The 26,092-nt window shown below is 71.3% G+C and carries 13 protein-coding genes; 2 read left to right on the top strand and 11 right to left on the bottom strand.

The window, feature by feature from the left end; all coding sequences use genetic code 11:
- Positions 1 to 18 precede the first annotated feature (18 nt).
- Complete coding sequence (locus ACIRDU_RS09900; protein WP_403576582.1) at positions 19 to 2,391, bottom strand: glycosyl hydrolase 53 family protein; 2,373 nt, start codon at positions 2,389 to 2,391, stop codon at positions 19 to 21.
- 497 nt (positions 2,392 to 2,888) lie between these two features.
- Between ACIRDU_RS09900 and argB the strand changes: the two genes are divergently transcribed.
- Positions 2,889 to 3,770 carry an acetylglutamate kinase gene (gene argB, locus ACIRDU_RS09895; protein ID WP_403577365.1) on the top strand — a complete coding sequence of 294 codons (882 nt, stop codon included), beginning with the start codon at positions 2,889 to 2,891 and terminating at the stop codon, positions 3,768 to 3,770.
- On the opposite strand, the gene ACIRDU_RS09890 is transcribed toward argB, so the two are convergent.
- The 3 genes from ACIRDU_RS09890 to ACIRDU_RS09880 all read right to left on the bottom strand — a co-directional run bounded on the left by ACIRDU_RS09890 (position 3,757) and on the right by ACIRDU_RS09880 (position 6,105).
- Positions 3,757 to 4,236 carry a GNAT family N-acetyltransferase gene (locus tag ACIRDU_RS09890; protein ID WP_403576580.1) on the bottom strand — a complete coding sequence of 160 codons (480 nt, stop codon included), beginning with the start codon at positions 4,234 to 4,236 and terminating at the stop codon, positions 3,757 to 3,759. The genes argB and ACIRDU_RS09890 overlap by 14 nt on opposite strands.
- 73 nt (positions 4,237 to 4,309) lie before the next feature.
- Positions 4,310 to 5,884: an amidohydrolase gene (locus tag ACIRDU_RS09885; RefSeq protein WP_403576578.1), complete on the bottom strand. Its 1,575-nt coding sequence runs from the start codon at positions 5,882 to 5,884 to the stop codon at positions 4,310 to 4,312.
- 8 nt (positions 5,885 to 5,892) lie between these two features.
- Positions 5,893 to 6,105 carry an MbtH family protein gene (locus ACIRDU_RS09880; RefSeq protein WP_031107701.1) on the bottom strand — a complete coding sequence of 71 codons (213 nt, stop codon included), beginning with the start codon at positions 6,103 to 6,105 and terminating at the stop codon, positions 5,893 to 5,895.
- Positions 6,106 to 6,198: 93 nt separating this feature from the next.
- On the opposite strand from ACIRDU_RS09880, the gene ACIRDU_RS09875 reads away from it, so the two are divergent.
- A complete protein-coding gene (locus ACIRDU_RS09875; protein WP_403576576.1) occupies positions 6,199 to 7,305 on the top strand; it encodes an alpha/beta hydrolase-fold protein in 1,107 nt (368 codons plus the stop codon).
- An 85-nt stretch (positions 7,306 to 7,390) separates the two neighbouring features.
- Here ACIRDU_RS09875 and ACIRDU_RS09870 read toward each other — a convergent pair whose 3' ends face one another.
- The 7 genes from ACIRDU_RS09870 to ACIRDU_RS09840 all read right to left on the bottom strand — a co-directional run bounded on the left by ACIRDU_RS09870 (position 7,391) and on the right by ACIRDU_RS09840 (position 25,993).
- Positions 7,391 to 9,091 (bottom strand): ABC transporter ATP-binding protein, encoded by a 1,701-nt coding sequence (locus tag ACIRDU_RS09870; protein WP_403576574.1) that lies wholly within the window; start codon positions 9,089 to 9,091, stop codon positions 7,391 to 7,393.
- The gene (locus ACIRDU_RS09865; protein ID WP_403576572.1) at positions 9,081 to 19,985 is read right to left on the bottom strand and encodes an amino acid adenylation domain-containing protein; all 10,905 of its coding nucleotides are present in this window, start codon (positions 19,983 to 19,985) and stop codon (positions 9,081 to 9,083) included. Before ACIRDU_RS09865 ends, ACIRDU_RS09870 begins: the two co-directional genes overlap by 11 nt.
- A 57-nt stretch (positions 19,986 to 20,042) precedes the next feature.
- Positions 20,043 to 21,830: an ABC transporter ATP-binding protein gene (locus tag ACIRDU_RS09860; RefSeq protein WP_403576570.1), complete on the bottom strand. Its 1,788-nt coding sequence runs from the start codon at positions 21,828 to 21,830 to the stop codon at positions 20,043 to 20,045.
- A gap of 3 nt (positions 21,831 to 21,833) precedes the next feature.
- Positions 21,834 to 22,889: an iron-siderophore ABC transporter substrate-binding protein gene (locus ACIRDU_RS09855; protein ID WP_403576568.1), complete on the bottom strand. Its 1,056-nt coding sequence runs from the start codon at positions 22,887 to 22,889 to the stop codon at positions 21,834 to 21,836.
- Positions 22,890 to 22,976: 87 nt separating this feature from the next.
- Positions 22,977 to 23,834 (bottom strand): ABC transporter ATP-binding protein, encoded by an 858-nt coding sequence (locus ACIRDU_RS09850; protein WP_403576566.1) that lies wholly within the window; start codon positions 23,832 to 23,834, stop codon positions 22,977 to 22,979.
- 39 nt (positions 23,835 to 23,873) lie between these two features.
- Positions 23,874 to 24,935 (bottom strand): FecCD family ABC transporter permease, encoded by a 1,062-nt coding sequence (locus tag ACIRDU_RS09845; protein WP_403576564.1) that lies wholly within the window; start codon positions 24,933 to 24,935, stop codon positions 23,874 to 23,876.
- Positions 24,932 to 25,993, bottom strand: coding sequence for a FecCD family ABC transporter permease (locus ACIRDU_RS09840; RefSeq protein ID WP_403576562.1), 1,062 nt, complete (start codon positions 25,991 to 25,993; stop codon positions 24,932 to 24,934). The genes ACIRDU_RS09845 and ACIRDU_RS09840 overlap by 4 nt, the downstream gene beginning before the upstream one ends.
- Positions 25,994 to 26,092: the final 99 nt, after the last annotated feature.

Here is a 26,092-nt window from a genome sequence, read left to right as displayed (position 1 = left end):
CAGCCGGACGTCAGATCGCTACAGGTCGCGGCATTGCGCCGCCTTCGGCCCACTCACCGTGTTGGTCGATCCGTTGTTCACCGGTGGCTGAGCGTTTTCCCTGCACGTCAGCGGGCCGTTGATCGTGTTCCCGGCGATCACGTTCCACCAATGCGTCCGCGTCACCGTCACCGGGCCGGTGATCCTGTTCGAGGCACATCCCAGCACCGGGTTGCCGATCGTCACCGACGAGGTCCCGGACAACGTCACCGGGCCGGAAACCCGGCTGTCGCAGATCACCACCTTTGCCGCGCCGTCGGCCCGCACCGGGCCTGCGATCGTCGCACCGTCCACCTGGAGCGAGCCACCGGCACGCACCGACACCGGGCCCGACACCGTCGCTCCGTCCAGGCAGGTCACGCCCTCGGTCACCGTCAACGGCCCGGCATGCCGACCGGTGATCACCCGGTCACAGTCGAGGCCGGCATACGATGCGACCACGTCGATCAGCGCCGTCACCGGACCGTGCTCGGTCGAGCCGTGGACCGTGAGCCGGCCGGCCTTGTCGGTGGCGCCGTCCGGTACCGGGTCCCATTTCACCGGTACCGACTCGGTCGAACCATCGGCCATGGTCAGCACCCGCACTGAACCCGGCAGCACCACCTCGTCGCTGACCAGTGCGGACGTGTACACGGTGTCCTCCACTGCGTGGGACGCCCGGCTCTCGGTGAAGATGTCGATCGACGCGTTCGGCTCCCAGGTGCGCGGCATGCCCGGTACGGCGGTGAACAAGGACTGCCATCTCGCCGGCTCCCACGCCAGCACGCCCAAGCCCTGGTTGTTCGGGATGTCGTTGGCGATCCGGAACACGCGCTGGAGGGCGTCCGCCTGACCCTGAACGGTCCGCGGGTAGGTCGAGTCGGGCATCGGGGCCCCGCCGCCGCCCGACGCCGGGTACGAGGTCTCGGCGATCTCGATCTTGTACCCCGGGTGTGCCGCCGCCACCGCATTGATGTTGCGCTCGTAGTGGTCGGGCGACCCGTGGTACTGCGGGTAGTACGAGTGGGCGAGAACGTCCGGGGCGGCGCCTTTGGCCTTCACCCGGGTCAGGTACTGGTCCCAGAACTCGAGCGTCTTGGCGCCCCTGTCCTTGCCGATGATGATGTGCGTCTCGACGTCGATGTCCTCGCCCTGGTCGGCCGAGACGTCGCGGACCGCGCGGATCCCCGCAGCGGACAGCGTCGTGAACCGGTCCCACGCCTCCTCGTAGAGCCGCTGCTCCTCCGGGTCGTCGGAGCCCCAGTAGTTCCACAACAGGCCACCGCCGGGCTGTGACTGGTAGATCTCCGGCTTGTTCCGGAAGTACGCCGGATCAGTGGTGCCGATCAACGCCGCCTCACTGCCGTACATGAAGCCATTGACGATCTCGTTGCCGATCGCGACCTTGTCCGGCGTCGTGCCCTGCTCGATCAACCGTGCGACGTAGTCGTAGGTGTAGTCGTACACCGCCTGGGTCAGGTCGTCGAACTTCAGCTGGGCCCAGGCCCGCGGCTTCGGCTGCTTGGCCGGGTCGGCCCACGAGTCCGCGTAGTGCAAGTCGATCCCCAGGCCCAAGTCCCGTTCGGCCTTGACCCACTTGGAGACCTTGAGTGAACGCTCCGGGCCTTGGTACGGGACGTCCAGTACGTCGCCTGAGGACTCGCTGCGAGGCTCGTTGAAGACCCGCAGCCGGAGGTACTCGACTCCACGGTCCTGGAGCACGTCGAGCAGGTGAGGACCCGCGCCTGGGTCCTCCTCGGTCGGACTCACCCAGTATCTGCGTCCTTCGGCGACGTCGTTGTCCACCCAGGAGGCATCGGCGCCGAGGATCAGGTCGTCGCGCAGATAGTTGTAGACGCTGAGTTCGCTGATGCCCAAGGCTGCGCCGGGTGAGGCTCCCGTGAACGTCACCCGCACGAATCTCGTCCCCGGCCGGGTGAAGAGGTCGACCGAGCCGCGGGCGGGCCGGTGGTTGTCCGAGTGGTCGGCGATGACGTTCCAACTGTCGCCGTCCGCGGACGACTCGACCAAGTACTGGTAGGCAGCCCCCGTGCCCGGGAAGACGACCTCGACCTTCCTGACGTTGTCGTAGGCGCCGCCCAGATCGAGCGTCAGCCACTGGTTCGCGGACGTGCCATCCGCCAACCACGCGGTCTTGTCGTCCTGGTCGATCGCCAGGTCAGCGGTGGACGCCCCACTGCTGACATCGACGCTCGCCCAGGATTTCGCGCTGATGTCGCTCTCGATCGGCGAGATCTCGGCCTCGCCGAAGTATGCGGAGGCCGGGGCAACCGGTCCGAACGCTGCTGCGCCGCAAGCCAGAATGACCGCGGTCGTGATGCTGAGTGCCGTGCGGAAAGGGTGTCTTCGCATCCTTGCTCACTCCTCATCTACCGAACAGGTCGGTGACTTGGACACACGCCGTCAGAGGTGGATTCGGCGAGTCACGAGACCGGCACACGTCCCGACCGGGCGTGACAGGTGCCGGCGCGATGTCGTGCGGCTCGTCGCGACGCCAGAGCGGTCGTTGAGATTCTTCCGGTTCTGTTGACAATTGAGGACGGTACTCAGGCACCCGTCATACGGCAAGGCGTCAGCCCGCCAGGTTCCCATTCTCACCACAGGGCAGGAATGGGCCTGATCAGAGACTGCCTGTCCCCTCATTCCAGGTGGAGAACAGTCGGCACGCTGGCGTGAATCGGTCGCATGCCGGGATGACCAAGCGTGCCCCTGCGAGGAGAAATCCACTTGATCAAACAGATTGCCACACCTCGCCCGCCACTCCACTAAGGTTAGGCTAAGCTAACTCGAGCTCACCCCTGGCCCAGGCGTGCCCGGCCCCCGCCACGAAACGGAGTGACCGCGTGACCGTGACTGCCGCCCGTGACGGGGGTCCGCTCGACGGGACACTTCCCTGGCCCGAGGAGTTGCGGGGCAGTGTGGTCGTCGTCAAGCTCGGCGGCAACGCCATGGTGGACGCGAAGCTCCAACTCACCTTCGCCCAGGACGTCGTGGAGCTGTGGCACGCCGGCCTGCGCCCGGTCGTCGTGCACGGCGGCGGGCCGCAGATCAGCGCGATGCTCGACCGGCTCGGCCTGGAGACCCGCTTCGAGGCGGGGCTGCGGGTGACCACACCCGAGACCATGGACGTGGTGCGCATGGTGCTGACGGGGCGCGTCCAGCGGGACCTGGTCGGTCACATCAACGCCCATGGGCCCTTCGCGGTGGGCCTGACCGGGGAGGACGCGCACACCATGACGGCCGTGCGGCGGCCGGCCCGGGTGGACGGCCGGGCGGTGGACATCGGTCTTGTCGGCGACGTCGTGGACGTCAACCCGGTAATGGTGCGCGCGCTGCTGGAGCAGGACCACATCCCCGTCGTCTCCCCCGTGGCACGCGGCGCGGACGGGCAGGTCTACAACGTGAACGCCGATCTCGCGGCGGCGGCCCTCGCCGTCGCCCTCGACGCCGAGCGGCTGGTGATGCTCACCGATGTCGAGGGGCTGTACGCCGACTGGCCGCACAGCACCGAGGTGATCGGGCGTCTGACGGCCCGTGCGCTGGACGAACTGCTGCCAGGGCTGGCGAGCGGGATGCTGCCGAAGATGGAGGGGTGCCTGCGGGCCGTCCGCGGCGGGGTGCGCAAGGCACACGTGGTGGACGGGCGCGTGCCGCACGCGGTGCTGCGCAGTGTGCTCGCCGGGACCAGCCCCGGCACCACCGTGGTTCCCGACGTTGTCACCAGGTCCTGACCAGGACTTGCGCGTCGCGCCGCGGGTCCAGGGACTGAGCCCAGGGCCGCGGCGCGCGGTGCGCGGTCGTGGGTGTGAAGCCGTAGCGGAGGAACAGTCCGCCGCTCCCGGTGGTGGCCGTGAACAGGGCGTCGAGCGCCTGGGCGCGTGCCGTGGCGAGCACGGCGCGTAACAGTCCGGCTCCCGCTCCGCTCCCCTGCCGGTGCGCGGCCACGCAGAAGTTGTAGACCACGCCCGCGCGTTCGCAGCCCTCCCGCGTGTCCGCGGGGTACGCGCGCAGGCCCACGCAGCCGTCGAGAGTTCCGTCAGGGGCCTCCAGCACCAGGAAGTCGGCCGCGTGGGCGGCGTAAAGGGAGACGGGGCGTTCGCGCAGCGCGCCCGAGCGCACGAAGGGCCGGGACAGGGCGGCGAGGGCGTCGGCCTCGTCCGGGCGGGCGGTGCGCGCGGGGGGGCGCCGGTGCGACAAGTGCGCGCGGCAGCGACGCAGGGCGCGGCGTGGCCGTGGTCAAGGGGTTCCTTCCTCGGTTCCGGACCGGGGATCAGGCGCGCGGACGGCTCGGGCGGCCGTCGACGTACGTCTCCACGACCTCGATGTCGCCGATGCGCCAGGTGTCGACGCGCCGGGGGTCGTCGCCGAGGACGGCCAGGTCGGCGTGTTTGCCCGGGGTGAGGCTGCCCAGGCGGTCCTCCCAGTGGCAGGCGCGGGCGCCGGCGACGGTGTAGGCGTGCAGGGCCTGGTCGACGGTGACGGCCTCGTCCGGGCCGATGAGCTGCCCGGAGGTGGAGGCGCGCTCGGTCATGAACTGGACGGCGCGCAGGGGTGATCCGTCGGCGACCGGCCGGTCGGAGCTGCCCACCAGGGGAATGCCGTGGTCCAGGAAGGCCCGGCCCCGGTACATCCAGGGTGCCCGTTCCTCGCCCATGATCGAGGCGTAGTCGTCGCCGAAGCAGCGCAGGAAACTGGGCTGGACGACGGCGGTGACGCCGAGTCGAGCGAAGCGCGGGAGCTGGTCGGGCCGGATCAGACCGGCGTGTTCGATGCGGTGGCGGGCCTCCGGGCGGGGGCGCAGGCGCTGGGCGCGTTCGAGGGCGTCCAGGGCCACGTCGGCCGCGCGGTCGCCGATCGCGTGCACGGCGAGCTGCCAGCCGGCCAGGTGGCCGTCCACGATGAGGTCGGTGAGCACGTCCGGGTCGTCCTGCAACTGCCCGGCGTGGTCGAGCCCTTCGTACGGGCTGGTCAGTGCGGCCGTACGGGCCATCATGCCGCCGTCGGTGTAGATCTTCAGCGCGCCCACGGAGAGCCGGTCGTCGCCGAACCCGGTGCGCAGGCCGAGGTCGAGGGCGCGCGGGATGCCGTCGCTCTCGTGCGCGGTGACCGGGCGCAGCCGGTCCGCGGACACCATGAGCTGTACGCGCAGCGGCAGCAGGCCCTTGTCCCGGGCGAGTTGGTAGGCGCCGAGTTCGACGGGGCTGTGGCCGAAGAGGGTGCCGCCGATGCCCGCTTCGGCACAGGCGGTGACGCCCTCGGCCAGGCAGGTGCGGGCGGCGCGGCCGATCGCGTCGGCCAAGTCCTCCTGGGAGTGCGGCAGGCGCAGGGCGCGGGCGGCGCCCATGGCCTGCTCGGCGAGGAAGCCGTTCTCGTGCGGGATGTCGGCGGGGAGTTGGTCCAGGACGGCGGTGTTGACCACGCAGCCGTGCCCGGAGTCGTGCAGCAGGTAGAGCCTGCGTCCGTCGCTGACCCGGTCGAGGTCGGCGGCGGTCAGGTGGCGGCCCAGGGCCCGCTGGTCGTAGCCGGCGATGCTCACCCAGTCGCCTGGTGCGCGGGTGCGGGCGACGGCCTCGGCCACCACCGTGAGCACGTCGTCGATGCGGGTACGGCCCGCGATGCTCGGGGTGTTCTGCTTGAACCCGGTCCAGGCGAGGTGGACATGGGAGTCGATGAATCCCGGCAGCACCGTGGCGCCCTGCAGGTCGACGACCTCCCGGGCGGGCAGGGAGGTCACGGCCTCGTCGAGGCCCGCGATCCGGCCCTGCCAGATGCCCAGGTCATGAGCGACCGGACGGTCCGGATCCATGGTGAGGAAGCGGGCGTTGGTCAGCCTGGTGCACAGCATCGGCGGGATCAGGCGTCCTGGGACGCGGCGAGGGACCGGGGGCGCAGGTCCGTCCAGTGGGTCTCGACGTACTCCAGGCATGCCTCTCGGGTGTTCTCGGCGAAGGCGATCGTCCATCCCCCGGGCACCTCGGCGAAGGAGGGCCAGAGGGAGTGCTGGCCCTCGTCGTTCACCAGGACCAGGAAACGGCCTTCGTTGTCGTCGAAGGGGTTGGTGCTCATGTGCGGTGCCTCCTCGGAGGGCCAAGATTAGGTTAGGCTCGCCTAATTGACGGAGCTTAGCCTTTGGCCCTTCCCTCTCACAAGGAGACGTTCATGCGCGTGGCCGCGGCCGACAGTCAGGACGCGTTCGCCGGGTTCGGGCTGCCGGGCGAGCCCGGCAGTGACGCGTTCTGGGCCGTTGTGGGGGCGCCCTCATCGGTGCCCGCCGAGGGCGGCGGTTGGGTGACCCTGTTCCTGTGGCGCGGGTCGTCGCCGGTGACCATCGAGTTCGAGAGCTGGTCGGAGCCGGTTGCCCTGCGGCGCTGGAAGGACACGGACTGCTGGTACGCCGAGGTGCGCATGCCCGCGCGGCTGCGGGTGACGTATCGGTTCGTGGCGGGGGACGTCTCCCATGCCGACCCCTTCAACCCGGCAGGGGCGGGCGGCGAACGCTCCATCGCCGCGACGCCGGACGCCCCGGAGCAGCCGCACTGGCCCCTCCTCCGGGCCGATGCGGTGCTGCCCGTGCCGCGGGCGCGGATTCGTTGGGCCAGTGAGCGGCTGGGCGGCCGGCGCACGGTGCGGGTCCATCCGGCGGGGGGCGGCGGGCCGGTGGTGCTGCTGCTCGACGGGGATGACTGGCTGTATCTGCATCCGGCCGTGACCGCGTTCGACGCGGCCGTGGCCGCTGGTGACATGCCGCCGGTCACGCTGATCTTCCTGCCCGCCAAGGACCGGGCGGCGGAGTTCACGTGCCGGCCGGAGTTGTGGGAGGCGGTGCGCGACGAACTGATGCCGCTGGTGGCGGAGTCGGGCGTCACCGCCGACCTGGAGCGGCTGGTGGTCGCCGGGCAGAGTCTCGGGGGGCTGAGTGCGGTGTACGCGGCGCTGGAGTTCCCCGAGCTGGTGTCGCGGGTCGCCTGTCAGTCGGGGTCGTTCTGGTGGGCACCGGATGCCCAGGGGTCGGCCGATCCGCTGGGCGGGCCGGTCGGTGGCGCGGTTGCCGAGCGGCTGCGGGAGGGGGCCGATCTGTCGGGGCTATGGGTCGCGTTCGATGTCGGGGAGCACGAGGACCGGATGCTGCCTCACTGTGAGGTGACCGAGGGCTTGGTAAAGCGGGCCGGGGCGACCGTGCGGGTGTCCCGGTCCGCGTCGGGGCACGACCGGGCCGGGTGGCGTCATGCGCTGCTCAGGGATGTCGGTTGGGCGCTTCGCGGGTAGCGCCGTTGTCGGGTGCGGGGGCGTGCGGGCTGGTCGCGCAGTTCCCCGCGCCCCTGAGGGCATGTCCCCCTGGCCCCCCTAAGAGTTACCGTGCGACCGCCTGACAGTAGGCCTCGTCGTTCGCCAGCAAGTTGCGGTGGGTGTCCTCCACGGCGATGGCTCCGTCGTCCAGGATGAGGACCCGGTCCGCCGCGTCCAGGAACGCCGGGCTGCTGGTGATGACGATCGTCGTGCGGCCACGGCGCAGTTTCGCCACGTTGCGCGCGATGAGCTGCTCGGTGAGCGCGTCCACCGCCGTCGTCGGGTCGTGCAGGACGAGGACGTCGGTGTCGGCGGCCAGGGCGCGGGCCAGTGAGAGACGTTGGCGCTGGCCCCCGGAGAGGTTGGCGCCCCGGTCGCGGACCCCGTAGTCGAGGCCCTCGCGGTGCAGGGCCACGACGTCGGTCAGCAGGGAGGCCTCGACCGCGTCGGGGACCGTCCGGCTGGTACCCGACGGGTCGATGTTCGTGCGGAGGGTGCCGGCGAAGATCTCCCCGTCGTACGGGTTGACCAGCATGTGCTCGCGGACCGCCTCGACGGAGAGGTCCGCCAGTTCCTGGCCGCCGATCCGGACCGTTCCCTCGTACGCGGCGGGCGGGACGTGCACGGCCAGGACGGCGGCGAGGTCGGCCGCCGCACGGGGCTGGTAGGGGGCGATGGCGACGAACTCCCCTGCCTTCACCTGGAACTTCAGGTTGGTCAGGGTTCCGTGGCGGACGCAGTCGATCTCCAGGCCGCCGCCCGCGCAGGGGCGTTCGGAGCCCGGGGTCATCACCGGCGGGGCCGACAGCACTAGCGCCATCCGCTCGGCCGAGGCGCGCGCGATCATCACGTACTTGGGCATCTCCGAGAACAGTTTGAGCGGCTCCATGATGAACTGCGCCAGGCCCACGGCCATGACCAGTTCCCCGATGTTGATCCGGCCCTCGAACGCCAGCCAGCCCGCCGTCAGGGTCACGGCCCCGGCGAGGACCGCGTTGAGGGCCAGCGCGGTACCCGCGTAGGCGCCGTTCACCTTGGCGACGGTGATCGACTGGTGTTTCGCCTCGGTGCTGACCTTCCGGTAGGATCGGAACGCCGCGTGGTTGCCGCCGAAGCCGTGCAGCGGGCGCAGGCCGGTGATCAGATCGGCGACCTTCGCACCCGCCCGCGCCACCCGGGCCTGCTGCTCCTGGGTGCTGCTGCCGATCCGTTTGGACATCACACTGAGGATCGACAGGATCGCGACGGTGCCCGCGATGACCAGAAGTCCGAGCCGGATGTCGGCCAGGCCCAGTGCGACCGCCGCGACCAGCACCGCGACGAGCGAGCTGATCAGCAGCGGCACCACCTCGATGATGTCGGCGGTCTGGTCGGCGTCCTCGGTGGCGATGGTCAGCACCTCGCCGGACTTGAGGTCGACGTCCCTGGCCACGGGTTGCAGGCCGCAGGCGGCGACCTTCACCCGCCAGCGGTGCGCCTCGGTCGTATTGGCCTTCTGCAGGATCCGCATGCCGAACCGCCACGACAGCGACACCGTCGTGATGATCACGGCGAGCGCGCCGATCGACAGGGCGAGTGCCTCGAGGCTGCGGCCGTCCCGCATCGTGTGCTCGACGATCAGGCCGAGCGCGATGGGGAAGGCCGTCTCGCCGGCCTGGTAGAGGCCCATGAGGAGGGTGCCCCAGGCCATGGCGCCGATGTTGCGGCGCAGGGCGGTGCGGAGGATGGCGGCCCCTTCACGGGGCCGCTGCGTGTCAGTTGTCATCGAGGTGGCGGGCAATCGCTTCCGGGGTTCGCAGGGTGAACAGATCGCGGATCGTGATCACGGGACCGTACTCGCGGCGGAGCAGCCCGACGAGCCGTACCGCCAGCATGGAGTGTCCTCCGAGGGACACGAAGTCGCTCACCGCGCTCACCTCGTCGTCGTCAAGATCCAGTGCCTCGGCGAAGTACTCGCACACCACGGTCTCGGTCTCGGTCTGTGGGCCCCGCTCCCCCGCCGTGGTCAGCGCGCCCAGCGGCTTGGCCTCGGGCAGCGCCTTGGTGTCAGCCTTCCCGTTCACCGTCAGCGGGATGCTGTCGACCTGTGCGTAGTGCGTGGGCCGCAGGAAGTCCGGCAGCCCGGCGCCCACCTCGGCGGCGACGGCCGCCAGCTCCGCACCGTCCAGCACCAGGTAGGCGGCCAGCCGGTGGGCGCCGTCGACCTGCGGGTCGGGCTGGGCGACCGCGGCGGCGAACCGCACCGCCGGGTGGGCCGCGAACACGGCTTCCACCTCTCCGAGTTCGACCCGGTGACCGCGGATCTTGACCTGCTGGTCGGTGCGGCCCAGGTACATCAGGTTGCCGTCCGGCCGGCGGACCACCAGGTCCCCGGTGCGGTACATGCGCGTGCCGGGCCCGCCGAACGGGCAGGCGACGAAGCGGTGCGCGCTCTGGGCGGGCTGCCCGAGGTAGCCGCGCGCGATGCCGATGCCCGACACGTACAGCTCACCGGGAACGCCGTCCGGCAGGGGTCGCAGCCAGGGGTCCAGGACGTACACGTCCGTGTTGTCGATGGCAACGCCCACCACCGGGTCCTGGCACTCGAAGGTGCCGACGCCGAGGGTGTTGATGGTGTACTCGGTGGGTCCGTACAGGTTGTATCCGACCGTGCCCTCGGTGTCGGCGAGCCGCTGCCACAGCGTCGGCGTGACGGCCTCACCGCCGAGCAGCACCAGCGCGGGCCGTCGTGCCGGGTTGTCGAGCAGGCCTTCGGCCACCAGTTGCTGTGCGTAGGTCGGCGTCACGTTGATGACGTCGATGCCGTGCTCCAGGCAGTACGCGACCAGCCGGGGTGCGTCCCGGCGCAACTCCTCGTCACAGATGTGCACTTCGTGGCCGTCGGCGAGCCACAGCAGCTCCTCCCACGACATGTCGAACGCGAACGACACGGTGTGCGCGATCCGGAAGACCCGGTGGCCGTGCTCCGCCAGCACCGGCTCGAAGATCCGGCGCTGATGGTTGATCAGCATGTTGGTGAGCCCGGCGTACTCGGTCACCACGCCCTTGGGCTTCCCGGTCGAGCCGGAGGTGTAGATCGTGTACGCGGGGTGGCGCAGCCGGTCCGGGTCGTCCGGCGTGAACGTCCGATACGGCTCGGCCTCGGGAAGCGGCCGGTCGAGTTCGATCAGCTCGCCGGTCAGCCGGGGCGACACGGTGCTCACGGTGAGGATCACGTCCGGCCGGGCGTCCTCGACGATGGCGGCGATCCGCTCGTCGGGGTGGTCCAGCTCCAGCGGCACGTACGCGGCGCCGACCCGCAGGACGGCGAACAGGGCCGCGATCCAGTCGAGGGAGCGCGGGATCGCCAGGCCCACCGTCGTCTCCGGCCCGATGCCGCGCGCGGCGAGCACACCCGCCACGGCCCGGCTGCGGTCCCGGAGTTCGGCGAACGTCATCGTCGCGCCGTGGGCGACGAGTGCCACCCGCTGCGGGTCGCGGTCCGCCGCCTGGTCGAACCGGTCGACGACGGTGTCCGTGCCCACTTCGGTGCGTGCGGCCGGCTCGGGCACCGGGCCCAGTCCCCGCAGCGCGCCGACCGGCCCGGTCGCCCGGGCCAGGTCCTCCAGCACGCTCAGGTAGTCGTCGAGGAGACGGCGGGCGTTCCCGGTGTCGCCGTCGCGGTACTCCAGCTTGACCGTGAGCCGGTCGCCGGGGGTGACGACCCAGGTGAAGGGGTAGTGGGTGGAGTCGTCGGCCCTGACCGAGGTGATGCCGTGCCGGGCGTTCATCTCGGCGAAGGCGTCCATGTCCAGGAAGTTCTGGAGCACGAACAGGTTGTCGAACAGGGTGTCGTGCCCGCTGGCGCGCTGGATCTCGCCGAGCCCGAGGTGCTCGTGCTCCATCGCCTCGACCCGGGCCGCCTGGACGGCCGACAGGTAGTCGCGGACGGTGTCGTCCGGGCGGGCCCGGGTCCACATCGGCACGGTGTTGAGCAGCACGCCGACGATGTCGGACAGCGACTCGCCGTCGCGGCCGGAGACGGTCACGCCGAACACCGCGTCGCTGCGGCCGGTGTGCGCGCCGAGCAGCAGGCCGAACGCGCCGGTCAGCACCGAGTTCAGGGTGACGCCGTGCACCCGGGCCGCTTCCCGCACCAAGTCGGACTGCTCGGCGGTCAAGGTGTGCACGAGGGCCTTCGGCAGGTCGTCCGAGAAAGACGGCGCCGGTCCGGCGAGCAGCGTCGGGCCGGGCAGAGCGGTCAGGTGGTCCGCCCAGAAGCGCTCGGACACCGCCGGGTCCTTGGCGGCGAGCGCCCGGGCGTGCTCCTCGAAGCTCGGCGTGGCCGGCGTCGGATCGAGGGACTCGCCCGCGAGGACGGCACGGTAGGCGTCGAACAGGTCCCGCAGCACGATCTCGCGGGACCAGCCGTCCCACAGCAGCAGGTGGTAGCTGAGCAGCAGGCCGTCCCGGTCGCCGGGCAGATGCACGACGGTCAGGCGGATCAGCGGCGGCTCGCCCGGGTCGAAGCCCGTGTCACGGTCCCGGGCGCGCAGGGCGTCGACCTCCGCGTCCGTCGCCAGAGCGACCGTACGGACGTCGACCCGCCGGCCGGCCTTGAGGACCTGCACCGGGTTGCCGTCGTCGTCGGTGCTGAACCCGGCGCCGGCGACCGGGTGCCGCGCGATCACGTGGGCCATCGCCTCGGCCAGCGCGTCGGTGTCCAAGCGCCGGTCGAAGGTGAACCAGTTCTGCGCGACGTAGTGTCCCGCCGAGCCCGCCATCTGGGCCTGGAAGAACAGGCCGCGCTGGAGGGGGGTGACCGGTGCGGTGCGTTCGGCCGTCGTGGCGGCATCGGCGATGTGCCGGAGGGCGGCGCGCCAGTGCTCGGTGAGCTCGTCGGGTACGCCCTCGGCCAGGATGAACTCGGCGAACAGGCTGCCGGTGGCCTCGTCGGTCCACGCGTTGACCTCGACGGCGTACGGGCTGCCCTGGTCGCCGCCGGTGAGATGCAGCGCCTGGGACTCGCTGCCCCGGCCGAGGTAGTTGAACAGCACCTGCGGGCGGGCGGTCAGCAGCGGGGCCGTCTGCGGGTTGAGGTACCTGAGCCGGCCGTAGGCGACGTGTCCGTCCTCGTCGGGCTGGCGCTCGGCGACCTCGCGCGCGGCCGCGACGGGGTCGGTGTGCGGGGTGAGCCGTACGGGCGCGATGGAGGTGAACCAGCCGACCGTACGGGTGTAGTCGTGCTGTGCGCGGGCCGGGACCCGGCCGTGCCGCTCCAGGTCGATCGCGAGGTCGGTGGGTGACGGCTGGATCCGGGTCAGCGCGGTGCGCAGGGCGCCGCACAGCAGCTCGGTGAGGCCGACGCCGAGTGCGGCGGGCGCGGTGCGGGTGAGACTCTCGCTCACGTCGGGGGCGAGGACGACGGTGGTCTCGCGCAGAGCCCCGGGCGCGGGCAGCAGTTCGGGCGCCTGGAGTGTGGTGACCCAGCGGCCGAGGTCGCCGACGGACCACGCCGACTGGAGAGTGAGTGCTTCCGCGTACTCGGCGTAGGGCGTGGTCGGCGGGGCCAGGGGCTCCCCGCGCAGGGCCGTGGCCAGGTCGTCCAGCAGGATCAGCCAGGACACCGAGTCGACGGCGAGGTGGTGGACGGTGACGACGAGGGTCCTGCTCGACTCCAGCCACGCGAACGCGATGACGTCCCCGGACTCGGGGGCGAGCCGTCCGGCGGCTTCGTTCGCGACGGTTGTCGCGTCGGTGGTGTCCGGGCGTACGACGGTGATCTCGCGGGCGGGTTCGGTGCGCAGGGTCCACACGCCGTGCTCGGTGTGCAGCCGCAGTCGGAGGGCGGGGTGTGCGGCGACCACGGCGTTCGCGGCGCGTACGGCGTCGGCGTAACCGGTGCCTTCAGGAGCCTGGAGAGTCCTGGCCTGGGCGAAGCGGGCGAGGGAGCCGCCGAGTTCGCGTTGGCGGAGGATGATCGGGGTCGGGGGCAGCGGGCCGTCTTCGCGGTGGACGGTGTCCGGAACGGCCGGGGGTGTGTTGGTCGCCAGGTGTTGGGCGAGTGCGCGGGGGGTCTTGAGGAGGAAGACGTCCCGGGGTGAGATCGGCAGGCCCAGCGTCCGTGCCCTGTTCACCACCGTGATGGCGATGATGCTGTCGCCTCCGGCGCGGAAGAAGTCGGTGTCTGCGGTCACGGTGGTGCCGGGCAGTGTGTGAGTGAAGATCTCGACCAGTGTGGCAAGTGTTGTGTGTTCACCGGCGGGTGCGTTGTGGCTTGTCGCGCAGTTCCCCGCGCCCCTAAGGGCGCGCTCCACCAGGGCCTTTCGGTCCAACTTGCCGTTCACCGTGAGCGGCAGGGCATCGGTCGTCAGGACCCTGCCTGGGACCATGTGGACAGGCAGCTTCTCCGACAGCCTGCCCTCGAGATCGCCCGGCACGCTGCCCACCACGTGCGCGACCAGGTGGTCTCCGGTGTCCGCCACCGTCACGGCCACGTCGGTCACACCGTCGAGAGCCCTGATCGCGGACTCCACCTCGCCCAACTCGATTCGGAAGCCCTTGAGTTGGACCTGGTCGTCGGCGCGGCCGGTGAACTGCAGTTCGCCGTCGAGGGTGCGGATGGCGAGGTCGCCCGTGTGGTACATGCGGGAGCCGTCGCTCCTGAACGGGTTCGCCACGAAGCGGCCCGCGGTGAGCCCGGGCCTGCCCAGGTAGCCGAGCGACACCTGGTCGCCTGCGACGTAGATGGCGCCCTCCCGGCCCGGCGGCACCGGGCGGAGCCGGTCGTCGAGCAGGTAGGTGACCAGGCCGGGGATCGGGCCGCCGATGGGGCTGACGTCGTCGCCTGGGCCGAAGTCGGCCTCGGTCAGCACCCGGTGGGTGACGTGGACGGTGGTCTCGGTGATGCCGTACATGTTGACCAGCTCGGGGGCGGCCGTACCGTGCCGCTCGACCCAGCCGCGCAGCCGCCCGAGGTCCAGCGCCTCGCCGCCGAAGACGATCCGGCGCAGGGCGGGCAGCGGCTCGCCGGCGAGCCGGTCGGCCTCGATGAACTGGTAGAAGGCCGACGGGGTCTGGTTGAGAACGGTGACGCCGCGCTCGCGGACCAGCCGGTGGAAGTCGACCGGGGAGCGCGTCAGCCCGTACTCGGGCACCAGCAGCTCACCGCCGTGTGCCAGCGCGCCCCACAGCTCCCAGACGGCGAAGTCGAAGGAGAAGGAGTGGAACTGGACCCACACGTCGTCCGGGCCGAAATCCATGTCGGGCCGGGTGTGGGCGAGGAGCGACACCACGCTGGAGTGCGGGACGACGACGCCCTTGGGGCGGCCCGTGGATCCGGAGGTGTAGATCACGTAGGCGGGGGTGTGCCAGTCGGGTTCGGGAGCGGGGTCCGTGAGGGCGGCCGGGGGTTCTTCGCCCTGCACCAGCACACGCGCGGGCACGCCCGCCCGGGCCAGGAGTTCCGTGAAACGGTCGCGCTGGTCACGGTCCACGAGGACGACCTGCGGGGCCGCGTCGGCGAGGATGTACTCCAGGCGTTCGTCCGGGTACGCCAGGTCCAGCGGGACGTAGGCGCCGCCCGCACCGACGATCGCGACCAGGGCGACGACCTGCTCCAGGGAGCGCGGGACGGCCACGGCGACCCGCTTGCCCGGGCGGACTCCGGCGGCGCGCAGGGCGGAGGCCAGGTCGTTCTTCGCCTCGGACAGTTCGCCGTAGGTGAGGGACCGTGTGGAGCCGTCGAGGCCGCACTGGGTGACGGCGGTGGCCGCCGGGTCGCGCCGGGCGGCGGCGTCGAAGAGTCCGCCCAGGGTGGTCGGCGTGATCGGTGCGGGACGCCTCTCGCTCTCGGGCGTCAGGCCGTCGACCAGGGTGTCCGGGTGTGTGAGCAGGCAGGTCAGGGTTCGGGCGAAGGTGCGCAGGATCGCCTGGGCGGTCGGCTCGCGCAGGAGTTCGCCGTCGTAGATGAGGTTGAAGCGCGGGCGGCCGTCGGGTGCGCGCTCGACCACCAGCGTCAGCGGGTAGTGCGGGGCGCCCTCGTTGACGAGGTCCGTGATGGTCAGCGTGTCGCCGGGCCGTCGGAGCGACGTGACGTCGGTGGCCACGTCGAACACCACGAGGGTGTCGAAGAGGGCGCCGGCTCCGGTCTGGCGGCCGATGCGCGCCAGGGAGACGTGCTGGTGCGGCAGGACCGCGCTCTGGTGGTCGCGCACCGAGGTGAGCAGGCCGCCCGCCGTGGTGCCGGGGGCCCAACGGGCGCGCACCGGGATGGTGTTGATGAACAGGCCCACCATGTCCCCGATGCCGGGCACCTCGGCGTCGCGGCCGGAGACGGTGGAGCCGAACACCACGTCCCGGACCTGGAGGATGCCGCCCAGGGTGAGGGCCCAGGCGCTGTGCACGGCGACGCTCAGCGGCACGCCGGCCTCGCGGACGGCGGCGTCGATGTCGTTCTCGGGTTCCAGGGCGGTGTCGGCGAAGCGGTCGGAGGGGGTGTGTCCCTCGGCGACGAGCGAGGGGCCGGGCAGTTCGGCGAGTTCCTCGCGCCAGACGCGGTCGCTCTCGTCGGCGTCGCGTCCGGCGAGCCAGTGCACGTAGTCGGCGAAGCCGCCGGTCGGGTGGACGGTGCCCGGGGCGTGGTACTCGGTGAGCAGCGCGCGGAGCATGGGCGGTACGGACCAGCCGTCGGCGATGATGTGGTGCACGGTCTGCACCAGGATGCTCCGGGCGATGCCGGTGCGGATGAGCGTGTACCGCATGAGGGGGCCGGTGGCCAGGTCGAAGCCGGTGCGGCGGTCCCGCTCAACCAGGTCGCGTATCTCCTCGTCGGTGATGCCGGGGCGGTCCAGCGTGGTGAAGGGGGCCTCGGCGCCGTTCTCCAGCACGGAGACCACACGGCCGTCGGCAAGGGCCGTGAAGCGCGCGGCCAGGTTCGGGAAGAGGGTGAGCAGCCGGGTGGCGGCCGCCGCGAGCCGGTCGGCGTCCACTTCGCCGTGCAGCGTGAGCAGTTGCTGCTCGACGTAGGCGCCCGCGGAGTCGTCGTCGAAGACCGAGTGGAAGTAGAGGCCTTCCTGGAGCGGGGTCAGCGGCAGGATGTCCCGCAGCGACGGGCCGTCCAGGGCGTCGATGTCGCTCTGGGTGAGCGGTACCAGGGGGAAGTCGCTGGGCGAGTGGCCGCCCTGGTCGAGCGCGGCGATTCCGGCCAGGGCGGTGCGGAAGTAGTCGCCGAGTGTCGCGATGTCGGCGTCGGTGAACATGCCGTCGGGCCAGGAGATGGTCGTGACCAGCTCGTACGCGCCGGTGGCGGCGGGTTCGGCGATCGCGTTGAACTCCAGGGCGCGCGGCAGGCGCATCCGCGGGTCGCGCTTCTCACCCAGCTGGCCGGTGGTGCCCGCGAAGCGCCAGTCGCCGGGGGCGCCGGCGGCGAAGCGGCCGAGGTAGTTGAAGAGCACCTGGGGTGCGGGCGCGTCGAACTCGCTGTGGGTGAGGTAGCGCAGGGCGCCGTAGGAGACGCCGTTGTCCGGGACCCGGGCGAGGTCTTCCTTGACCGCCTTGAGGGCGGCGGTCAGATACGCGGGGGTGGTGAAGTCGGCTGCCGTGCCGGGGTCCACGGTCACCGGGAAGAGGGTGGTGAACCAGCCCACGGTCCTGGACAGTTCCGGTTCGAAGCCGGCCGAACCGGCGACGAACTGCCCCTCGCGGCCGTGGCCTTCGAGTTCGATGTGGGCGAAGGTCTGGTCCTGGCCGAGGTCGCGGCGCCGGCGGGCGAGGGCGACGGCGAGCGCGGTGAGCAGGACGTCGTTGACGCCGGCGTGGAACTTCGCGGGGATGTCGTTCAGCAGGGCGGCCGTGACCTCCGGGCCGACGGAGACGGTGCGCAGGCGCTCGCTCGCGACGGTGTCAGTCGCGGACAGGGCACGGCGGGCCAGCGGCTGGTCCTCGCCGGGCAGGGGACGCCGGTAGGAGGAGCTGTCGGCGTCGAACGCGGCGCGTTCCAGCAGCTGGGTCCAGCGCCGGAACGAAGTGCCCACCGGGGGCAGTTCGATGGGCTCGCCTGCGGAGAACTGCCGCCAGGCGGTGGCCAGGTCCTCCATCAGGACGCGCCAGGAGACGCCGTCTATGACCACGTGGTGGGCGACGAGGACGAGTTGGTGTGCCTCGGGGCGCCAGACGGCCCGGAGCATCACGCCGTCGGCGGGGTCCAGAGCGTCGGTGGCGAGGGCGATGCACTCATCGAGCGGACGGTCGCTGCGCTGCCAGGCGGGCTCGGCCCGGTCCGCCTCGGGGATGTCGAAGCTCCAGCGGCTGCCGCGCACCAGCCTGGCGCGGAGCATGTCGTGCCGGGCGACGAGGGCGGTGAGGATCGCGTCGAGGGCGTCGGCGGTCAGGTCCGCGGGGGTGTTGAGGACGACCGACTGGACGAAACCGTCGATGGCGTCCGTGGTCTCGCCGAGCCACTGCACGATGGGCGAGCCCACGACGGTGCCGGTGGCGACATCGGCGTGGTCGACGGTGGAGACGTCCTCGCGGCCGGCGACCGCCGCCAGCGCGCCCACGGTGCTGTGGGTGAAGATCTGCCGTGCCGTGACGTGCAGGCCCTGCTCGCGCAGTGCGCTCAGCAGGGAGATCGCCAGGATGCTGTCGCCGCCGAGCTGGAAGAAGTCCTGGTCGACACCGACCTCTTCGAGGCGCAGCACCTCCGCGACGGCGGCGCACACCGCGCGTTCGTCGTCGGTGGTGGGGCGGACGAGCGAGCCGGTCTCGACCGCGGGCTCGGGCAGCGCGTTGCGGTCGAGCTTGCCGTTGGCGGTGAGGGGGAACTCCTCCAGCACGACGATGTGGGCGGGCACCATGTACTCGACCATGTGCGCGCCGGCCCACGCCTTGACCTCGTCGGCCCGCAGGTCCTCGCTGCCGGCGGCGGGTATGACGTAGCCGACGAGGTAGGTGCCACCGGCGGCGTTCTTCCTGGCGACGACGCAGGTGTGCCGTACGCGGGGGTGTTCGGCGAGGCCGACCTCGACGTCCTCGATCTCCAGTCGCATGCCGCGGATCTTGATCTGGTTGTCGGCGCGGCCGAGGAAGTCCAGCGATCCGTCGGGGGCGAAGCGGGCGAGGTCGCCGGTGCGGTAGAGGCGGGAGCCGTCGTTCGCGAAGGGGTTGGCGACGAAGCGGGAGGCGGTCAGACCGGGTGCGCCCACGTAGCCGCGGCCCAGGAGGAAGCCGCCCACGTACAGTTCACCGCCGACGCCGACCGGGACCGGGCGCAGTTCGTCGTCCAGGACGTAGAGCTGGGTGTCGGGGTTGGCCTTGCCGATGGACGTCGACAGGCGTTCGGCGGCGCCCCGGTAGATGACGTGGGAGACGCCGATGGTCGTCTCGGCGGGGCCGTAGCCGTGGTACATGGGGACGCCGTCGAGCTTGGTGCGGAACCGCTCGTACAGCTCGGGGGTGAGAACCTCCCCGCCGCACCACACGTGCCGCAGGCTGTCCAGGCGGCCGGAGTCGCCGGCCATCTCCAGCAGCACGTCCAGCATGGACGACACCAGATACGTGAAGGTGACGCGCTGTTCGGCGATGACGCTCAACAGGTGGTGCGGGTCGCGTTCGCCGCCGGGCCTCAGGACGACGAGCCGGCCGCCGGAGACCAGCGGCAGGAAGATCTCGTTGATGGAGATGTCGAAGGACAGCGGTGCCTTGAACAGCGAGGCGTCGTCGTGGCCGAAGCCGAGGATCTCGTTCACCTGCCACAGCAGGCGCTCGCTGATCGCCTCGTGCCGGATCATCGCGCCCTTTGGGCGCCCGGTGGAACCGGACGTGAAGATCACGTAGGCCAGCGCGTCGCCGAGGACCGCGACGCCGGGCCCTTCCGCCGGGTACGAGCCGTACTGCCAGTCGCCGAGGTCGACGGCCACGGCGTCCGGTTCGGCCGGGTCGTGCTCGCCCGAGGCGTTGAGCTGGACGACTACCCGGGCGTCCTCGATGACGACGGCCCGGCGCGCGGCGGGCCACTGCGGATCGAGCGGTACGAAGGCGCACCCGGCCTGGAGCACCGCGAGCAGCCCGATGACCATGTCGGCGGAGCGGGTCAGGGAGATCCCCACGACCTGTTCGGAGCCGAGTCCGCGCGCGAGCAGGTGGTGGGCCAACTGCCCTGCGCGTTCGGCCGTTTCGCGGTAGGTCAGCGTCCGGTGCTCGTCGACGACGGCCACGGCGTCCGGTCTGGCGTCCGCCTGCTCGAGGAACATCTCCACGATGGTGGGGCGGACCCGGTCGGCCCGGTTGTCGTTCCACCCGGCCAGGGTCCGGAGCCTGGCCGCGACGCTGGACGGGCCGATGGTGCCGAGCGGCCGGTCCGGGAAGTCGGCCAGGTCGTCCAATGCGAGCTGCGCGTCTTCGGGTGTGACGCCGTCGGGGACGATGATGCCGTAGCCGTCCCGGGCGACCTCCCAACCACCGGGGGCGGTACCGCCGTTGTCGACCCAGCCGAGGACGTCCGCGAAGAGCGTGCCGGGGGTGAGGTCGATGCCCTCGGGGCTGCGGCCCGTCGCCCAGTACGACAGGCCGATGGCGCAGGCCTCGGTGATGGTCCGGTCCGGGTAGTCGCCGGTCCGCCGGCGCACATCGGCCAGGCGCCTGGGGGTAAGCAGTGCGAGACGAGCGCGCGGTTGCATCATCGAAGACTCAGCGTCCCTTCCAGAATGTGGAGTTAGGCTAACCTAAATAAGGGTTGCCTAACTACCCTCTCGCCAGGCCCGCCACAGTCGCGCGTACCGGCCGCCCAGAGCGACCAGTTCCTCGTGCGTCCCCTGCTCCACGACGCGTCCCGCGTCGAGCACGGCGATGCGGTCAGCGGCCATGGCCTGGGTCAGCCGGTGCGCCACGAACAGCGTGGTCCTGCCCGCACAGGCGGCCAGTACGGCCCGCTCCAGCTCGGCGGCGCCCTCGCTGCCGGCTTCCGCGGTCGACTCGTCGAGCACCACGACCGGCGCCCGGCCCAGCACCAGCCGCGCCAGGGCGATCTGCGCCACCTTGGTGACGTCCAGGCGCTCGCCGCCCTCGCCGACCGGGGTGTTCAGCCCGTCGGGCAGCGCGCGGACCCAGCCTTCCGCACCGACCGTGCGCAGCGCTTCCGTCAGCTCGGCGTCGGTCGCCCCCGGCGCGGACAGCCGCAGGTCGTCGGCGAGCGGGCCGGAGAACACGTGTGTCTCCTGCGTCAGGATGCTCACCAACGCCCGTGCCCCGGCCTCGTCCAGGTCGGAGAGGTCCGTCGTCCCGATGCGCACCGACCCGGCATCCGGGGTGCCGATACCGGCGATCAGCGCGGCCAGGGTCGTCTTGCCCGCGCCCGTGGCGCCCACCAGGGCGAGTGACCCGCCCGCCGGGATCGTCAGATCGACGTCCCGCAGCACCGGCTCCTCGGAGCCTGGGTAACGGAACGTCAGCCGCTCGACCGTCACCGGGTAGGCCCCGGCTGCCGCGACCGCGACGGATTCGTCGCCGACCAGCCGCTCCTCGGCGGACTCCCCGAGCACCCCGACCAGGCGGGTCAGGCTCGCGCCCGACTTCTGCGCCTCGTCGAAGGTGAACATGATGGCGCCCAGCGGGGTGAACAGCCGGTGGAACAGCAGCGGGGCCGCCGACACCTCGCCCAGGCTGGCCGCGTCGGCCTCCAGCAGGGCGTATCCCACCACGAGGATCAGGACCAGACCGATGAACTCGGCACGGTTCTCCCGGCCGACGAACCGGCCGAAGAAGCGGAACACCTCGATACCGAGCTCGCGCACCCGCCACGACTCGGTGGTGACCTTCTCGCGGAAGGCGCCCTCCAGACGGTAGGCGCGGACCGTGTCGATGCCGTTCAGGCCGCTGATGAACGCCTGGGCCCGGTCGGCCTGGGCCACGCGCTGCTTGCGGTAGAGCGGTGCGGACCGGGGCAGGTACCAGCGCAGCGCCAGGGCGTACGCGGGCAACGCGCCTGCGCCGGCCAGGCCCAGCCGCCAGTCCAGCCCGAACATGCCGAGGGTCGCGATGACGACCAGCACGCCCGCGGAGAACACGGTGGGTACGGCCGTGCGGATGCCCTTGGAGATGACGGCCACGTCGTCACCGACCCGGGAGAGCACATCCCCCCGGCCGACCTGCTCGATCCGCGCGCTCGGCATGCCGAGCACCGCCCGGACGGCGCCTTCGCGCAGCCGCGCGAGCAGATCCGCGCCCAGCCGTCCGATCAGGTAGGTGGACACCGCGGTGGCCGCCGCGCCGAGCAGCGCGGCGGCCCCGATCAGCACCCCGATCGTGACCAGGACCGAGCGGTCCTCGCCCCCGACGACCCCGTCGACCACCCGGCCGAGCAGGAGCACCGGGAGCACCTGGAGCGCCGCCCCCGCGACCGTGGTGAACACGGTGGCGACCGTGAGCCCGGGCATGGCACGGCAGTGTGCCGCGACCCAGCGGGCGGCCTCGCGTCCGGTCGTCGTGCGCAGGGTCGCCGGGGCGACGCGCGTGTCGGTGGTGCCCACTCCCTACTCGACCGACTTGACGAGCTCGTCGATCGCGTACGGCATGGACAGCAGAGTGCCCTGGGAGATGGCCGCGCCGACCGCCGGTCCCTCGCTGTCGAGCAGGTAGGACACGTTGCCCTTCTTCACGGCGTCCAGGTTGGCGAAGAGCTTGAACTTCTTGAGCGCTTCGGTGTCGGCCTTGTCGTTGATGACGAAGATGTGGTCGACGTCGACGAGGTCGATGCGCTCGGGCGAGAGCGTGGTGTAGAAGTTGCCGCCCGCGACCTTGTCGATCTCGGTCTGGTACTTGTAGCCGATGCCGGTGACGAGCCGGCCGCGTACGTCGGTGGAGGTGAAGGGTGCCACCGAGTCCTTGTACCAGGACAGCGCGACAGCGGTCTCCTTGCCGAGCTCCGGGTGCTCCTTCTTGGCCGTGTCCAGCTGACCCTGGATGTCGTCGACCATCTTCTGGCCCTCGTCGGCCTTGCCGAGGGCCTTGGCGATGTGCAGGGCGTTGTCCTGCCAGGGAGCGCTGAAGGGCTCCTTCTCGCCCTTGGTGCGGGCCACCGTCGGGGCGATCTTGGAGAGCTTGTCGTAGGCGGCCTGGTCGATCTCGGAGTAGACCGCGACGATCAGGTCGGGGCGAAGGGCCGCGATCTTCTCGTAGTTGGGGCCGGTGTCGCCGTTCTTCATGACGACCTCGGGCTTGGTGTCGCCCCACTTGTCCTTGACCCAGGGCCACTGGGTGTTGATGTCGGGGCTCTTGCCCGGCGGGTTCGGGTACTGGTCGACCATGCCGACGGGCTTGATGCCGAACGCCAGGATGGTCTGGTCGTCGGTGTAGCCGACGGAGACGACCCGCTGGGGTGCCTTCTCGACCTTCGTGGATCCGAACGCATGCTCCACGGTGACCGGGAACGCGCCGTCGGCCTCGGCCTGAGTGCCCTCGCTCTTCTTGTCCGCCGTGTCCGAGCCGGAACCGCATCCCGCGAGGAGACCGACGCCGAGGGTGACCGCGGACAGTGCCGCCGCCAGCCGCCGCCGTGGCTTCCCGGCCGTCGTTCGATGGAGGAGCATCCAAAACCCCTTGCTTTCGCGCTAGTTCGCTGCACCCTCGCCTAAGGGCAGGCAAACCTTATCGCGAGCTATGAGGTTAGCCTAGCCTTACTTGCGTTCGTTCATCGGGATGTGTCCCGGCCGCACATGCGTCCGCCCGATCGGCACGATCAGCGGCCGGTCCCCGACCGGGTCGTCGATCACATGGGCGCGCAGACCGAAGGCCTGGTGCAGCAGCTCGGCGGTGACGACGTCCCGCGGATGCCCCTGCGCCAGGATCGAACCCTCCTTCATCACCACGAGGTTGTCGCTGTAGCGCGTGGCGAGGTTGAGGTCGTGCAGGACCATGACGACGGTGCAGCCGGACTCGTGCAGGTCGTCGACGAGGTCGAGGACGTCGAGGGCGTGTGCCAGGTCCAGATAGGTCGTCGGCTCGTCCAGCAGCAGCAGATCGGTGCCCTGAGCCAGCGTCATGGAAATCCAGACGCGTTGCCGCTGCCCGCCGGACAGCGCGTCGACCGGGCGGTCGGCGAGGTCGGACACCCCGGTCATGGCGAGTGCGCGTTCCACCACGTCGGCGTCGTCGGACGACCACTGGCGCAGCCAACTCTGGTGCGGGTGACGGCCCCTGGCGACCAGGTCGGCCACGGTCAGCCCCTCCGGTGCGACCGGCGCCTGCGGGAGGAGGCCGAGTTTCTTCGCCACGTCCCGGGTCCTGAGCCTGCCGATGTCCTCGCCGTCCAGGACGACCGTCCCCCTGGCCGGCTTGAGCAGCCGCGACAGCGTCCGCAACAGGGTCGACTTCCCGCAGCCGTTGGGACCGATGATCGTGGTGATCACGCCGGGCGGTATCGCCACGTCGAGGTCGTCGATGACGGCCCGGGCGCCGTAGCCGACCGTGACGCCTCGGGCTGCCAGCCGCGAGGCGCCGCCGACCGCGGCCTCGGTGACGGACTGTGCGACCACGGGTCCCCCCTTGCTTAGGTTCACCTGACTCTTGTACATCTACCGGAGGTTCGCGCGCACCAGCAGGTACACGAGGAAGGGGCCGCCGATCGCGGCGGTGACCACGCCGACCGGGAGCGAGACCGGCAGCGCCGTACGCGCGATGAGGTCCGAGCCGATCAGCAGCAGCGCGCCCACCAGTCCCGAAGCCGTCATCGGCGGTGTGGGGCAGCGCGCCAGGCGCATCGCCACCTGCGGCGCCACCAGCGCGACGAACGGGACCGGGCCCGCCGCGCTCACCGCCACACCGGCCAGCAGCACCGCGCACAGCAGCAGGACCGCCCGCACCCTCCCGTACCGGACGCCCAGGCCCGCGGCGACCTCGTCACCGAAGTGCATCGGCTTGAACTGGAAGGCCACACCCGTCACGACGACCAGGAGGGCGAGCGCGCCCCAGAGCGCCACCCGGACCTCGCCCCACGACCGGTTGTCCAGGGAACCGACCAGCCACGTCTGGGCCTGGGCCACGTCCCTGATGTCGGCCGTGACCAGCAGCCAGGTCGTGAGGGCCTGCATCACGGCGCTCACCGAGATGCCGATGAGGATGAGCCGGAAGCCGTCGATGCCGCGCCGCCAGGCCAGGAAGTACACCAGCAGACCCGTGCCGAGGCCGCCCGCGAGCGCCGCGGCCGAGAGCCCGACGGAGTCGACGATCGCCGCGGCGGTCCCGCCCGACACCGTCACCAGGAACACCGCGACCGTGCCGGCGCCCGACGTGATGCCCAGAACGTCCGGGCTGGCCAGTGGATTCCGGGCGATGGACTGGGTGATCGCCCCGGACACCCCGAGCGCGACGCCCACGACGATCCCGGCCAGGGCACGCGGCATCCGCAGGTCCATGATGACGAACTGGTCGACCTGTTCGCCCCGCCCGAAGATCGTGGCGATCACCTGCGGGAGGCCGATCGGGAAGTCCCCGACGCCGATGGACACGCAGAACACCAGGAAGGTCGCCGCCGCGAGCAGCAGCGTGACGCCCACGATCCAGGGCCGCCAGACGAACGACACCCGGCCGAGCCGCACACCCGGCGGCAGCGACGGCTTCACATCGGTCACGTTCATGCTTTCCTGAACTTTCCGCGCCACACGAGAACCGCGAAGAAGGGGGCGCCGAGGAGCGCCACGAGAACGCCGGCGTCCAACTCGCCCGGGCGCACCACCAGTCGGCCGACGATGTCGCAGAGCAGCAGGACCACGGCTCCGAGCAGACCCGCGAACGGCACCAGCCAGCGGTAGTCCGGCCCGGTCAGGTAGCGGGCCACGTGGGCCACCATGAGCCCGAGGAAGGCGATGGGCCCGCACGCGGCCGTCGCCGCGCCGGCCAGCAGGGTGATGGCGGTGATGCCGACGGTCCGGCTCAGCGCGATGTTCACGCCCAGTCCGCGGGCCACGTCGTCACCCAGGTTGAGCAGATTGAGGGACGGCAGTGTGGTCAGGGCCAGCACCAGCCCGGCGCCGATGAACGCGGTCACCGGCCAGATGACGTCGAATCCGGTACCGGCGAGGGATCCCGCGTTCCAGAACCGCAGGGCGTTCAGCGCCGCCTGGTCCGACAGTGCGACGGCGGTGGTCATCGCCGCGAGGAACACCGTGACGCCCTGGCCCGCCAGGGCGAGGGTCAGCGGATTGCCCGCCCCTCGCCCGATGCTCGCAAGACCGAACACCACGAGACCGGCGACGGCCGCCCCGGCGAAGGCGAACCAGACGTACTGGAAGGGGTTGCCGAGGCCGAACACGGAGATCGCCACCACGACCGCGAAGGAGGCGCCGGAGTTCACGCCCAGCAGGCCCGTGTCGGCGATCGGGTTGCGCGTGAACCCCTGGATCAGCGCCCCGCCGACGCCGAGGGCGATGCCCGCGACGATCCCGAGGACCGTGCGGGGCACCCGCACGGTCTCGACGATGAGCCTGATCTCGGTGAGCCGCTGGCCGGAATCCGGGGCGCCGAACAGCCCGTGCCACACCTCGGCGGGGCTCAGGGCGCGTGCGCCGACGGCCAGCGACAGGACCGCGGCGGCCACGAGGACCGCCAGGAGGGTGCCCAAACCCATGACCCGTCGCCGGCGGGTCCGTGTCGAGACCCGGGGTGCGGGGCGCTCCACTGCAGCAGTCGTGCCCATGTCGTCGTACGTTATCCCTTGCGCGGTCGGCGACTTGACCGGACGGTGCCTCGGATGCCCGAAGGGCGCGGGAAATTGCGCGGCCGGCCACGACGGCGC

The sequence above is a fragment of the Streptomyces sp. NPDC093598 genome (assembly GCF_044764825.1).
Taxonomy (GTDB): Bacteria; Actinomycetota; Actinomycetes; order Streptomycetales; family Streptomycetaceae; genus Streptomyces.
Note: the sequence above shows the minus strand (reverse complement) of the source record. Positions and strands in the feature narration are given on the sequence as shown.

What these genes read in the sequence shown, in the direction of transcription:
- ACIRDU_RS09880 (WP_031107701.1), bottom strand. Translation starts at nt 6,105, where the DNA reads ATGAGCACCAACCCCTTCGACGACAACGAAGGCCGTTTCCTGGTCCTG.
- ACIRDU_RS09875 (WP_403576576.1), top strand. Translation starts at nt 6,199, where the DNA reads ATGCGCGTGGCCGCGGCCGACAGTCAGGACGCGTTCGCCGGGTTCGGG.
- ACIRDU_RS09855 (WP_403576568.1), bottom strand. Translation starts at nt 22,889, where the DNA reads ATGCTCCTCCATCGAACGACGGCCGGGAAGCCACGGCGGCGGCTGGCG.
- ACIRDU_RS09885 (WP_403576578.1), bottom strand. Translation starts at nt 5,884, where the DNA reads ATGCTGTGCACCAGGCTGACCAACGCCCGCTTCCTCACCATGGATCCG.
- ACIRDU_RS09900 (WP_403576582.1), bottom strand. Translation starts at nt 2,391, where the DNA reads ATGCGAAGACACCCTTTCCGCACGGCACTCAGCATCACGACCGCGGTC.
- ACIRDU_RS09870 (WP_403576574.1), bottom strand. Translation starts at nt 9,091, where the DNA reads ATGACAACTGACACGCAGCGGCCCCGTGAAGGGGCCGCCATCCTCCGC.
- ACIRDU_RS09845 (WP_403576564.1), bottom strand. Translation starts at nt 24,935, where the DNA reads ATGAACGTGACCGATGTGAAGCCGTCGCTGCCGCCGGGTGTGCGGCTC.
- ACIRDU_RS09865 (WP_403576572.1), bottom strand. Translation starts at nt 19,985, where the DNA reads ATGATGCAACCGCGCGCTCGTCTCGCACTGCTTACCCCCAGGCGCCTG.
- ACIRDU_RS09840 (WP_403576562.1), bottom strand. Translation starts at nt 25,993, where the DNA reads ATGGGCACGACTGCTGCAGTGGAGCGCCCCGCACCCCGGGTCTCGACA.